Source organism: Dapis hubbardiae BLCC-M172, assembly GCF_050016015.1.
Taxonomy (GTDB): Bacteria; Cyanobacteriota; Cyanobacteriia; order Cyanobacteriales; family Microcoleaceae; genus Trichodesmium.
Genome location: NZ_JBNHEQ010000269.1, coordinates 16,677 through 29,770, shown reverse-complemented (window position 1 = coordinate 29,770; position 13,094 = coordinate 16,677). Strand labels below are relative to the sequence as shown.

Genomic DNA, 13,094 nt, shown 5'->3' with positions numbered 1-13,094 from the left:
AATCTAGCAACTCTATCTTGATGTGTCAACCCCTTTTCTCAATTTTTTTCCGGAAGTAGGGTTTTTTAGTTGTATATAAAACCTCAAATTCTTTTATTTATAAGCTTTTTACGACTTGAAAATTTTTCAAAAAAAATTGGCAGCGGTAAAATTTCTGCCAATTTTTGCCATTTTTTTTCTTTTTTTAGATTTAGATTTGCATATAATTGCGCTACACGGGTTATTCTAATCAGAGATAAAGTTGATTTAGATTTAACTAAATGTCCATAATCTTAATTTGGAAGCTATAGGAGGGGGACTATTGCAAATACTCCTACGTTTGTCCCGGATAATTGATAATTTGAATGAGCTAATTGGACGTCTGACCTATGGGTTAGTCATACTTATGGTCCTAGTTGGTGTTTGGAATGTGATTGGACGCTATCTAGGTAGGAGCATTGGTCAAAATTTAACTTCCAATGCTTTGATAGAAATTCAGTGGTATATTTTTGACCTAGTTTTTCTTTTAGGTGGAGCTTATTCTCTCAAACATAATGAACACGTTCGTGTAGACATTTTTTATACTAAGTGGAGTCCTAAAAGAAAAGCTCTAGCTAACCTAATTGGTACAATATTGTTTTTAATACCCTTCAGCATTATTGTAGTGATAGTTTCCTGGGGTGCTGTTTTAAATTCCTGGGCTATCCTTGAGAGTTCTCCTGACCCTGGTGGATTACCCCGTTACCCAATTAAAACAATGATTATAGTTAGCTTCGTATTATTATTTCTTCAAGGAATTTCTGAAGCAATTAAAAATTTTGCTGTCTTTACAGGTAAATTAGCCCCCGATCAGGAGTCTCATGAGTCTGAGTTTTGAATCTGAATTTATAGGTCCATCAATGTTTGCAGGAGCATTGGTACTACTTTCTTTTGGTTATCCTGTAGCTTTTTCCCTAGGTGGAGTAGCAATAATCTTTGGTTTGATAGGTATTGGTTTAGGAGTTTTTGACCCTATATTTCTGACTGCAATGCCCCAAAGAATTTTTGGTATTATGGCTAACTATACTTTGTTGGCTATACCCTACTTTATTTTTATGGGTGCAATGTTGGAAAAATCTGGCATTGCAGAACAACTATTGGAAACAATGGGAATATTGTTTGGTCGAGTTAGAGGTGGTTTGGCTCTAGCTGTTGTTATTGTGGGCGCTCTTTTAGCTGCTACTACTGGTGTGGTTGCTGCTACGGTAGTGGCAATGGGGTTAATTTCTTTACCTATTATGTTGCGGTATGGGTATAATAAAGAGTTGGCTACAGGTGTAATTGTGGCATCGGGGACTTTAGGTCAGATTATTCCCCCTAGTGTGGTTTTGGTGGTATTGGCAGATCAACTGGGTATTTCTGTTGGGGATCTGTTTATTGGTTCTATTTTACCTGGTCTAATAATGGCAGGAACTTTTGCTCTTCATGTTTTGATTGTTTCTTTTATACGACCAGATTTAGCTCCTGCTTTACCACCAGAGGTACGAGAAATTGGTGGAAAAAATCTAGGTATCAGGGTGCTAACTGTAATGATTCCACCATTACTCTTAATTTTATTGGTTTTGGGTAGTATATTTTTTGGTATTGCTACACCGACAGAAGCAGGTGCTGTGGGATGTGTGGGGGCGATCGCTCTTGCTATTGTTAAAGGTAAATTTAGTTGGACTGGTCTAAGAAGGGTATGTGACGTGACTCTCCGCACAACTACTATGGTGATGTTTATACTTTTGGGTTCAACTGCTTTTAGTTTGGTTTTTCGGGGGGTGGAAGGCGATCGCTTTATGTTTGATTTGCTTTCTAATCTTCCTGGTGGTACGACTGGTTTTTTGGTTGTCAGTATGGCAATAGTTTTTTTCCTGGGATTTTTTATTGACTTTTTTGAGATTGCTTTTATTGTTGTACCTTTATTTGTACCTGTTGCTCAACAACTTGGTATTGACTTGGTTTGGTATGGTGTGATATTGGGCGCTAATCTTCAAGCATCTTTTTTAACGCCTCCCTTCGGTTTTGCCCTCTTTTATTTGCGAGGTGTAGCACCTTCAGAAGTTACTACTGGTCAAATATATAGAGGTGCTGCTCAATTTATCTTACTTCAGTTATTGGTTTTAGTGCTGATTATTCTTTTTCCTGGCATTGTTAATTTCCTACCTTCATTGAGTGGATAAATGCTTTCTCAAAATTTTTTGATAAGTTATACATAAAAATTTATATAAAAAAATACCAATTTTCTCAAACGTTACAATCATCTAAAATGTTACTAAGTGTAACTGTATTATTAAGTCACCTAATGCGCATTAGCAAGTCAAAATTTAGAAGGCGCAAAATCAGAATTAATAAGGGTTTTAGTTTAAATATTTACCAAACGATAAGTGGTTTAAATGCACAATAAATTATCTATAATTAAGTATAAAAAAAGCATAATTAACGAACTAATAATTGTTTTGTAAAGGGAATTCGAGCAACCATCCAAAAACATTTACCCTTCAAAGGCGGGGTTTTATACCCAATTATTTTGATAATAGCAGTTTCAGAAAATACTCCTAAATTAGACTGTTTGATTACTTAGGGGAGACCTTGATTTAGCAATATTGATTTAGCAATATAGAAATATTAAATATGAGGGTTGTCTCTAATTTACCAGTGCCTAATTCTTAGTTCCATATTTTTCTCATTCCTTTTTTATTCTAAAAAAAGTCATTTCAAATAAGGATGAAACACTTTTTTACCTGAAACCCTTTCTAGGTAAAGAAACACTTATCCCAGTCTTATTCAGAATGACTATATGCTTTATTTGACTTGAGTATCAAAAATAGTATATAAAAAAGTAAAAATTTTTATTATGCCTAATAGCTAGAAATTTGACAAATATATTTTTTCAAACAATACTTGACATACATTTAAGTATTAATTTGAGTAAGCTTTATCTTTATTAACTTTTTCATTCTTGACAGCTCACTTCTAATTAGGGCTGGCTGATTAAATATCAAAGTATTGATGAATAAAGGTTTGAGCAATTTTTAGTCGGGTAAAAGTACCAGCTTTTTGGTTGAAGCGAGTTGAAAAAGTGACCATTTTGGAGTAACGCTCTGCAGAAAAATCAATGGGCGATTCTTAAAGGCCACCTTATTACTCTCCTCCAATTTCTCTTGATTCTGTACGGACGTTGCACCGGCAAAAATGCGTTTTCCGTTCCGGAATGCTCCGCAAACATGTCGCACAGCGTTTAGCTAACGCAAAACTTTCCTGACGGAATGCTCCGCAAACGTTAACGCTGCGCGACATATAAAGCGGAGCTTTGCGTTAGCAAAACGTCCCTACCTATTCCTTATTCCCTAGTCCCTACCTCAACAAAAAGACTTCCATAAGCAAACCCTAATTACGACCAAAGTTAGTAGCAAAAATCGGTAAAACTTAGTATTGGGTATTTTGACCAACTTTTACCTATAAACTATAATTATCCCAAATAATTAAAAATTTTTCTCAACTATTGCATAAATCAAGGAATTTAATATATACTAATTCTTAACTTCAGTTTTAGGAAGTTATTTAAGACAAATCTAGTTCAAATAGGAGATATTAGTATGTCAAAAGAATTTGACGTTCAGCAAGCTCAACCTAGTAAAATTCAGGTAGAGGTAAAAGATATTCTACAAAATTCAGTAGGCAAAAACTGGGAAACAGGATTAAATTTTGATTCAGATGGTGGCGACCGCAACTTTGACTCAGATGGTGGCGATCGTCACTTTGACTCAGATGGTGGCGACCGTCATCAGTAGGAATTAAACATTTAAACACTTAAATGTTTCTCTTAAAATATTTAAGGGGTTAAGAGTTACCTATTATTCTTATCTTAACTAACCATGTAAGTCTGAACAGGTGACAATTGAAAATATAATGGTAAAAGCTTTCCCCCTTTATCTATTAAGCAGGTAAACATAATTAATTACACAAATATTTTGCTGAAATCATCATTCAATAAGGATCGAATTTGTCAATAATTTTGTTCAGGTATTTCAATATACTGACATACAAATCTCAGAAGATAAAAGTCTAAGTAATTAGATAAAAGTAATAATAGTAGTAGTTTTGAGATTTATTTAAGGCAACAGACAAAAAGTCAAAATAATTACTTGCTTATAGCAACCGAGTATCTCTATTAATTGAGGTATCTGTTAATAAAAAAAAATTAAGAATTCCTGAATAAACCCACATATGAATCAATAAGGTTCAGTTAAGAACAAATTCATGTAATAGACAAAGTAAAGATAAGCTTTTACACATCTATGAATATGCTAGAAAAAATCCTTAACTTAACTGTATTGTCCTATAAATATCAAAAATTAATAGAAAAAATTCTTGATTATGTCATGTCTAATACATCTAATACAACCATTAGACCAAGAAGAATTTTTAACCAATAACTGGACTAGGAAAGCGATCGCTATCTCTAGTAAAGGACACAAAAATTTTACAGACTTATTTTCGTGGGACAAACTAAACCATCTATTGAACTTTCATCAAATAGAATATCCAGATCTGCGCCTTGCATTTGATGGAAAAGTTCTGGAGGCAAAGGAAAATAGAAATCTCACCCAATGGTGTCAGAAAGGTGCAACCTTAATTCTAGACCAAATTCATAAAAGAATTCCAGAAGTTGCTCTATTTGCTTCAAAACTTACCTATGAATTAGGATACCCAACTCAAGTCAATGCTTATTGTTCTTGGTCTAGTAAAAAAGGATTTTCTAAGCACTACGATACTCACGATGTATTTATTTTGCAAGTAGAAGGAAGTAAACAATGGTATGTCTATACTGACACGTTTAAATATCCATTACCAAACCAAAAATCATCCTCTTTTACACCACCCGAAGAAGAAACATATTTGAGTTGTATTTTACATCCAGGAGATGTACTTTATATACCTCGCGGACATTGGCATTATGCAGTGACAAAAGAAGAACCATCTATTCATCTTACTTTAGGTATTCATTGTCGAACAGGTATCGATTTATTGGAATGGTTAGTTGGTCAATTACAAAGCAGAGAAGAGTGGAGAAAAAGTCTACCTTTAAGAATAGATGATACTTCATTTAATGTCGGTGTAGAAAATTTAATTCAAGACTTAGAAGGGTATATAAATAATCATAATCTTAGTGAAGAATATAATAATTATTTGGATGGTTTAGGAAAAGCTGTTGAGGCATATAATTTACCATATCAAGCTGGATTTAATATTTTTTGTAATGGTGTTGAAACTAAGTTTAAAGTTTCTCAGTTTCAACGATTAAAAATTTTACAAATGGCTAATGAGGATGGATATAAAATTTTAGTTTCTGGTAAAGAAGTATCTATTAAAGGAGTGCCAGAATATTTAGTAAAAAATTTATTTAGTCGAGAAACATTTACTGGAAAAGATGTCATAAATTGGCTGCCAGACTATGACTGGGAAATAGATATTATGCCCCTGTTATCAAAGCTAGTTAATGAAAGAGTTATTTTTGTACAATCAGGGGTTTAAATATGAATATATTTTTTGGGAGTAATTTTTATTAAGGAGATGAATATTATGAATATAAAACTCTAGTTTCCACTAAATAATGATATATTTGAGCAGTGGCATAAATTCTAGTAAAAAACTTATTTAGTCGAGAAACATTTACTAGAAAAGATGTCATAAATTGGTTGTCGGACTATTCAATAATGATATATTTGAGCAGTGGCATAAATTCTAGTAAAAAACTTATTTAGTCAAGAAACATTTACTGGAAAAGATTTCATAAATTGGCTGCAGGACTATGTTATGGAAGTTAGTCAGTGAAAGAGTAATTTTTTGAGAATCTGGAGTTAAAACATGAATAGATTTTTTTCTCCTGATGTTTATTAAGGAAATGAATATGATGAATATCAAACTCTAGTTTCTGGTAAAGAAGTATCTATTACAGAAGTGGCAGAATATCTAGTTAAAAACTTTTTCAGTCGATAAATATTTACTGGATGAAGATGTCATAAATTACCTACCTAACTATGACTTATAAACAAACATTATGCCAATTTTATTGAAGTTAGTTAATAAAAAAATTGTTTTTGTAGAATATGGAGTTTAAACATGAATACATTTTTTTGTGCGGATGGTTGCCGAGAAGCAGACGAAGATATTATTGGGAGTGGTACAAATTATGCAGTCTATGTATTAATAGAGTGTCCTTACCCTTGGGAATATAATGCTTTTGAATCTCGTTATTTTCCGAAAAACTTAGAAATTTTGATGACAGAAGTCAACAGAGCTAAATTGTCTCTCAGATTTTTACTAATTACTCAAAATCAAAATTACAGGCAAAATAACAGAAAGATTTTAATTTATGAAAAAGAGGAAAGATCATTTATCAATGGTTATAAAAAATATGAGTTTGACGTAGACCATCCTGAAAAAATAGCTCCAATTATTCAAAAATACTTAGTGGGGGATAATTTAGATACTAAAACTAAGAATAATCCAACAAGAGATATATTAGTTTGTACTCATGGTAGCCATGATAAGTGTTGTGCTAAATATGGCAATCCTTTTTATACGGAAGCTAAAAAAAGTATCTCACAATTAGGTTTAAAAAATACAAGAATTTGGAAAGCAAGTCACTTTGGTGGTCATAGATTTGCACCTACTATAATTGACTTTCCTGATGGTAGATATTATGGTTTACTTAATCAAGAATCTTTTCAAGCAATTTTGCTAAGAAATGAAAATATTGAATTATTAAACCGAGTCTATCGAGGTTGGGGAATTTTACCAACTTGTATTCAAGTCTTGGAAAGAGAACTTATCTTCCGCCAAGGTTGGGAATGGTTTGAATATAAAATTAACCTTTTATATTTGGATATAAATTCCGATAAAACATTAATTAAAACTCAATTAGGTGTGCTTAAACCAGATGGTTATCAATATATTTGTCAAGCTAAATTAGTCAAGGATGAAACTAAAACTATCCAGCTTAAAGGTTCTTGTAATGCTTCTAAAGAGTCAGAATTTATTAAGTATTCTGTAGACCATCTGAGCTTCAAAATTGAGGATAAAACTCCTGAAAAAATGTTTATAAATTCTCATCAAAAAGTAAGTTGAGGAAAATAAATTAATTTGGTTTTTATCAAAATTAAAATTTGTTACCAATTTCTATAATACCGAATTTAGAATAATTGATACTAGAGATTACTCTGAAAAATTTTAGTTGCTTTTGCTTGCTAACTTTCAAAGTTTTTTTGAATTATAGTGCTTTTCATTAATATAGAATACAGCTATTAGGTTTGTAACTTATCAAACTTCAAACATACTTATCTTTTGTCTGTAGTCTAACGTTGTGAAAACCTCTATCAAGCTGTACCTATAAATTCTTAGAAGAAGGATAAGTTAAGGAGAATAAATTTGCTGGAATATCCCTCAAAATTAAAATAGCTGACCAGTGCTTATAAAACCTATTCTTTGAGAAAATTTGAGTATCATTTATAAATGTTAGTTATTTTTCTGTAGCAATTTCAATAATTTTTTTGAATTCAAGATACCTATAAATCTTGAAAATTAGGTGAGTGAAGCAACGTAAATTGGTGAAATATGACTCAATATTTTAATGTCTAGACCAGTGTATTACAAACCTATTCTTTGAGAAAATTTACGAGAATTTATCTGAGATATGACTATTAAAGATGTTAGTTATTTTTCTTTGACAATTTGCATAATTTTTTTCATTAAAGCTGCATCTATCAATTCTGGAAATAAGGTAACTTAAAGACCATAAATTTATGGGGTATCCCTAAAAAATCAAATGGCTGACCAGTCTCTCTAAAACCGACTTTTTCATAAAATTTAGAAGAATTAATACGAGACATAACTCTCAATGATGTTAGCTGTTTCTGGTTGGCAATTTCAATAATTTTTTTAATTAAAGCTGTACCTACTCCCTGAGATTGAAATTCAGGTAAAACAGCAAGATATGCAATACTTCCTAATTCTGTAGATAATTGTCGCAGTCTAGCTGAACCAATAATTTGTTCCTCACAAACAGCAATAAAATGTAAAGAATAATTATCATCATCATACTCATCTTTTTCTGTTCCTCTTTCCTTATTTATTGGCTTTCTTAATACTAACCAACGTTGATAATACATTTTTTCTTTTTCTTGTTGGCTTTGAATTAAGCTAATCTTAAATTTTGACATTTTTCAATCATAATTAATTAGAGGAGATGTAAGTATTCAGCTATCAGCTATCAGCTAGCTTCCTAGATCAGAACTACGTTTTTTGGTAGTCCTGCATGGTAATGGTGAGGATATATTTTTTAATTTCTCCCCATCTCCCCATCTCCCCATCTCCCCACACTCCCGATGCTTCCTTTACCATTACTATGCACCACCACCCGTTTTTTCTTACAGGAAATGAAATTGGTTATCAGTTAACTTTAGTAGTTTCTTGAATATGTTCAAAAGTTGTTAGGCTGGTATTCCACGCAAAAAGCTGAATACTTATCAGGCGATCGCTATTTTATCTAGATTTTTGGAATTAGATGTGAGAATTTGACTATTCCTTAAAAGGATAGAATATAGCAGTTATCTTATGATATATAGATACATTTTTTTGTTCTTCCCTGTTACCTGTTCCCCATTCCCTGTTACCTAAAATTAGTAATATCTAACAACTTAAATCATCTTCCTATATTTAGGGGTTTATAAATACAATTTTACAACTAATAACTGATAACTAAAAAGACCCATAAGCAAAAAAGATTGTTGTTCAATCAAGGTATGAAAATAAAAATTGAACAATCTCAAATATTTGTTATTCAATAGTTTAGCAATTACCAAAAAATACAAATAATGTAAGCATTCAGCCATTAGCAGTCAACGGTTAGCTAATAGCCGAGCAAACCTACAGAAATGATGAAAATTAGCTGATGATTTTTTTCTTGATACTTCACTTTTTGGAGATTAATTACTCCTGACAAACAGGACACGTTAATAACTCATAGCTGTTTCGCTGCGCGAAATGAAAAGCGCAGCTCCTCCGCAGGAGGCTAGCTGACGGCTGTTTGCGCAGCATTCCGTCAGGAAATGCTTACCAAATAATACCCTAATTTACCAACACCCAAAAAATATTAGGAATAATTATTCAAGATTTACCAAAGCCAATAAACAATTTTTGTACTATCAAAAATAATAGATTATAGATGTAAGCAAAAGTAGTAAAGCAATGTAGTTAAATAATTGTAGAACCATCTAGCTACTGTCAACCCTACATAAGAGTTTTTCAGTAGACTTTACTTAGACAAAGCTGGGTGAGATAATATAGAGGCAAACATTCGTACACCACGCAGTAAATTAGATAGAGGGAGATGACCTTTCGGCGCAGTCAAATTCCAGGTAAATTCATTAGGATATCTTGTCCAAGTGTTGCCATTTTTCCAGCCAATTTTTGGTAGTAACTTATCCCAATTCTTGTTTACTCCCAACCACATTTCTCTCTGTACAGAATAGCCAAATTTTCCTTCCGAATAAACTAACCACATAGTATTAATAGTTTGCATATCTGGAATCGGAATACTATCTACCTCTGAAAAATAAAGCCACTTTCTTTGTGTTGCTGCTTCTCCTGCTAACTCACACAATTTTTGCATCGTTAATTTATCAGCTTCTAAAAAATCTTGATGAGCTAATTTTATTTGTAAGTGACTATAATCAATATTAGATTCTGACTTTATTGGTACAACTCCTAGGGGAAAATTTTTCTGTATAAATTCATCAACTTTCGATGAATTTACTTGACGCAAAACTTGATATATTTTTCCCTCAAGTATAGTAGGTGAATCTGATTTTTTGTTTTGCAAAAATTCCATCAGAATCTCTAAACCTTGCTCTCCTGTTTCTGCCAAACTAGGAATTACCTGTAACTGTTTTTTTTCAGAACCAGATTCTAATTGAGATTGAAGTTCAGGTATATTCAATGAAGCGTTTTCTGTAGAATTAATCTTTGATTCTGTCATAAAATTTTTATCTATTTCAATGCTTGGAATTAATTGAGAATTAGAATTATTTATTAATGGTGTAAAATACGATTAATAATTGCAGTAGTAGAAGTCGGAATTTCTATTTGAACTAAAGAGATTTTACCACCATAACTTTTCACTTTTGGAGCTTCAGGTAATGTTTCAATAGAATAATCCCCACCCTTAACATAAATATCAGGTTTAAGTCGTTCTATGATATTAGTAGCAGTAGTTTCATTAAAAATCACCACTCCATCAACTGGTTTCAGAGAAGCTAAAACTTCAGCCCGTTGAACTTCCGGTACAATTGGCCGCATAGGATATCCCTCTTGTTGGGGCTTAATATTTTGTACTGACTCATCGCTATTTAATCCTACTACAAGCGATCGCCCCAGAGACTTAGCTGCCCATAAATAACGAATATGTCCAGCATGAACTAAGTCGAAGCATCCATTTGTAAATACTAAAGGTCGCCAAAAAGTGGGTTGAGAATTAATTAGCTGTTCTAATTCAGTCAAATTATAGAGGCCAGAAATCAGTCTTTGGGAGTCCATTTTTTAATATTCACAACTCTTGTTCAGTCGGTGGTTTATGTCCATGTTCAAAAGCATAACGAACCAACTGAGAGCGATTTTCTAAATTTAGCTTTCTCATTATTTTACTCAAATGAGTTTGTACAGTTCGAGGGCTAATAAATAAGCGATCGCTAATCTGCTTATTTGTCAACCCCTGAGCAACTTCCCAAAATACTCTTGCTTCTGCGGGAGTTAGAGGTAGTGGTTCCGGTGCTGCTTCTGGTTCTATTTTTTTGGTAGACTCTTCAGCCAGTCGCTTCATTTCTAAATAAATTCTGTGAGAACGAGCTAATTGAGCCTCAATTTTTGCTACCAACTCCCGCATTTCAAAAGGCTTATTTATATAATCATCTGCCCCCATAGATAAGCCTATAATTCTGTCTTCTAATTCTCCTTTACTGGACAGAAATATAAAAGGTATTAACTGACCTAAATTACTAGCTCGTAAACGTTGACAAAACTCTAAACCATCCATTTCTGGCATCATTATATCCGAAATAATTAAATCCGGCTCTTGTTGTTCGAGTATTGATAGTGCATCTAAAGCAGAATTTGCATCTGTTACTTCATATCCTTGAAATTCCAGATGTCGCTTGAGGAGAATTCTCAAGCTATCTTCATCATCTACAATTAATATTTTTTTATTTTGATAATTTTCTAAGTTTTCTTTCACTACTAATTGAATCCTCCCAATTTACCAGTTATCATTAATATCATATTAGTAATATTGTTGAGAATTATTTAATTATTGATAATTAATAATTAAATAATTCTGGTTTAAAGCCTCCCCTTGGATAGGGTAAAAAAAGTGTTAAGGATATTTCCCGATCTTCAATTCCCGTAAGGTTTTAACCAGAGGTAATTATCAATTATCCATTATCCATTATCCATTAATGAAAGGACTTAAGTAGACCGAACACAGAAACCCAGTTTTTTTTGTAGATTTCTATTGTTTAAACCAAGGATTTCTGGTAGTGGGTTTAGCGCTCGTAAGTCCTATATTTATTCAGATTTACATTGATGTTTAGTTTTAAATATGACAATTGTAACTTTTATTAACATTTATTTTTTAGTTTAATTTATTTCATTTATTCATATTTTCAGTAATTTTTTGCAAAAAAATAGCTTTTTTTTGATATTTTTTCATGTTATTTAACTTATTTTAATATTAGTAAATATTAGGATAAAAAAGTCAAGATGATATAATTAAACAAGAAAAAAATTAGACCTTTAAAATAGTATAGTAAATCAACAAAATTATATTTCTCAAGAACAGATTTAACTCCATCCATTATAAGCTAGGATTGTACGATAGACAGTTCTGTTCCATAAATTTAAAAATAATAGTAAATAGGACTGACTTATGCGAAACCCGGTTGCTAGGAAAAATTCTTGGTTTGAACAATCAACATCTAGGAAAAAAAAGGTTTCTGGGTTTGAGTGAGCAAGTCCTGAGTAAAGATAAAAAGACTGATAGACTGTGGTTCAACTCTGTCATAATTGTAAAAACAGACTGCTATTTATCTAAAAGATAGGGAAAATATATTTCCGCCATCAGGAATAGAATGCATCCTCAACATTTCAGACCTTAATTGTCCAGTGAACAATAACTTAGAACTCAGAATAATTCCATGAAAGCAACAAATATCCGTCAATATTCCTCTATAGCTTCTAACACTCTTACGATAGTAGGAGTAATTATGATTTTGTCCTCTCTACTTGACTTTATAGTCCTATCAATTCCATTTAACATCAGTAGTAGAGCATGGCAAATTGGTCTAACAACTCAAATAGTCGATCGGGGGATTATTCCTATGGTAGGAATGGCCTTATTAGTCACAGGCTATTGGGTAAGCAGTAATTCTGGCCTTCAAGATAACTCAAAATCCCCAATATTAGATTTGAGATTTTGGGCACTTTTACTAGCTAGCTTATTAGGACTGATATATCTATTACTATTTCCTATACACTTAAATAATACAAGTCAAGCTAGAGCTGAGGCCATTCAACGCATCGATCAACAAGCAAGCCAAGCAGAAACACAACTAGAAACCCGTATTGGTAGTAGCGAATTTAAAAATCAGATCCAGCAAAGGCGAAGTCAATTAAAAAATCAAATTACTAATTTACTAGCAGATGAAACTAGGTTAAATGAAGCATTAGAAAACGATCAATTACCAACCCAAGTAAAAAGTTTACTGGAACAATCAAAAGATAATCCTCAAGTTATTGATGAATTTCTCAATCGTCAAGCAGAACAATTACCAAATCAACTTCTAACTCGAATTCGTAGTCGTAAGCAAGAATTAGAAGCACAAGCTAATACAAACTCTTTTAAATCTAGTCTGAGAACTGGTCTGAGTAGCTTACTTTTAGCAGTAGGCTATATTATGATTGGTTGGACAGGATTAAAAAATATGGGAATTCTTAAAGGTAAAGGGCGTCGTCAAAATCCTGCTAGATAATGGGCAAAT

10 protein-coding genes are annotated in these 13,094 nt (G+C 32.4%); 6 read left to right on the top strand and 4 right to left on the bottom strand.

From position 1 onward, the window contains the following. The first annotated feature begins 301 nt into the window (after positions 1–301). From ACP6PK_RS25180 to ACP6PK_RS25160, 5 genes are all read left to right on the top strand, one after another. Positions 302–856, top strand: a complete 555-nt coding sequence (locus ACP6PK_RS25180) for a TRAP transporter small permease subunit (RefSeq protein WP_426563678.1) — start codon at positions 302–304, stop codon at positions 854–856. Then, positions 840–2,183 carry a TRAP transporter large permease gene (locus ACP6PK_RS25175; RefSeq protein ID WP_426563676.1) on the top strand — a complete coding sequence of 448 codons (1,344 nt, stop codon included), beginning with the start codon at positions 840–842 and terminating at the stop codon, positions 2,181–2,183. Before ACP6PK_RS25180 ends, ACP6PK_RS25175 begins: the two co-directional genes overlap by 17 nt. Positions 2,184–3,599: 1,416 nt before the next feature. Next, positions 3,600–3,794 carry a hypothetical protein gene (locus ACP6PK_RS25170; RefSeq protein WP_094673558.1) on the top strand — a complete coding sequence of 65 codons (195 nt, stop codon included), beginning with the start codon at positions 3,600–3,602 and terminating at the stop codon, positions 3,792–3,794. A gap of 586 nt (positions 3,795–4,380) precedes the next feature. Beyond that, on the top strand, positions 4,381–5,538 hold the full coding sequence (locus ACP6PK_RS25165; protein WP_426563674.1) for a cupin domain-containing protein: 1,158 nt from the start codon (positions 4,381–4,383) through the stop codon (positions 5,536–5,538). Positions 5,539–6,126: 588 nt separating this feature from the next. Next, positions 6,127–7,134 (top strand): sucrase ferredoxin, encoded by a 1,008-nt coding sequence (locus tag ACP6PK_RS25160; protein ID WP_426563672.1) that lies wholly within the window; start codon positions 6,127–6,129, stop codon positions 7,132–7,134. A 635-nt stretch (positions 7,135–7,769) separates the two neighbouring features. Here ACP6PK_RS25160 and ACP6PK_RS25155 read toward each other — a convergent pair. The 4 genes from ACP6PK_RS25155 to ACP6PK_RS25140 form a co-directional block, all read right to left on the bottom strand. Continuing rightward, positions 7,770–8,225, bottom strand: coding sequence for a GNAT family N-acetyltransferase (locus ACP6PK_RS25155; RefSeq protein WP_426563670.1), 456 nt, complete (start codon positions 8,223–8,225; stop codon positions 7,770–7,772). Positions 8,226–9,319: 1,094 nt separating this feature from the next. Beyond that, positions 9,320–10,042: a GUN4 N-terminal ARM-like repeat domain-containing protein gene (locus tag ACP6PK_RS25150; protein WP_426563668.1), complete on the bottom strand. Its 723-nt coding sequence runs from the start codon at positions 10,040–10,042 to the stop codon at positions 9,320–9,322. 53 nt (positions 10,043–10,095) lie between these two features. Beyond that, on the bottom strand, positions 10,096–10,599 hold the full coding sequence (locus tag ACP6PK_RS25145) for an adenylyltransferase/cytidyltransferase family protein (RefSeq protein WP_426563666.1): 504 nt from the start codon (positions 10,597–10,599) through the stop codon (positions 10,096–10,098). 10 nt (positions 10,600–10,609) lie between these two features. Further along, positions 10,610–11,293 carry a response regulator transcription factor gene (locus ACP6PK_RS25140; RefSeq protein ID WP_426563664.1) on the bottom strand — a complete coding sequence of 228 codons (684 nt, stop codon included), beginning with the start codon at positions 11,291–11,293 and terminating at the stop codon, positions 10,610–10,612. Positions 11,294–12,251: 958 nt separating this feature from the next. On the opposite strand from ACP6PK_RS25140, the gene hpsJ-B reads away from it, so the two are divergent. Further along, positions 12,252–13,085, top strand: a complete 834-nt coding sequence (gene hpsJ-B / locus ACP6PK_RS25135; RefSeq protein ID WP_094671625.1) for a hormogonium polysaccharide biosynthesis protein HpsJ — start codon at positions 12,252–12,254, stop codon at positions 13,083–13,085. Positions 13,086–13,094: the final 9 nt, after the last annotated feature.

Excerpts from the sequence above, each read along its gene's own strand:
- ACP6PK_RS25175 (WP_426563676.1), top strand. The coding sequence starts at position 840 with ATGAGTCTGAGTTTTGAATCTGAATTTATAGGTCCATCAATGTTTGCA.
- ACP6PK_RS25160 (WP_426563672.1), top strand. The coding sequence starts at position 6,127 with ATGAATACATTTTTTTGTGCGGATGGTTGCCGAGAAGCAGACGAAGAT.
- ACP6PK_RS25145 (WP_426563666.1), bottom strand. The coding sequence starts at position 10,599 with ATGGACTCCCAAAGACTGATTTCTGGCCTCTATAATTTGACTGAATTA.
- hpsJ-B (WP_094671625.1), top strand. The coding sequence starts at position 12,252 with ATGAAAGCAACAAATATCCGTCAATATTCCTCTATAGCTTCTAACACT.
- ACP6PK_RS25150 (WP_426563668.1), bottom strand. The coding sequence starts at position 10,042 with ATGACAGAATCAAAGATTAATTCTACAGAAAACGCTTCATTGAATATA.
- ACP6PK_RS25155 (WP_426563670.1), bottom strand. The coding sequence starts at position 8,225 with ATGTCAAAATTTAAGATTAGCTTAATTCAAAGCCAACAAGAAAAAGAA.
- ACP6PK_RS25170 (WP_094673558.1), top strand. The coding sequence starts at position 3,600 with ATGTCAAAAGAATTTGACGTTCAGCAAGCTCAACCTAGTAAAATTCAG.
- ACP6PK_RS25165 (WP_426563674.1), top strand. The coding sequence starts at position 4,381 with ATGTCATGTCTAATACATCTAATACAACCATTAGACCAAGAAGAATTT.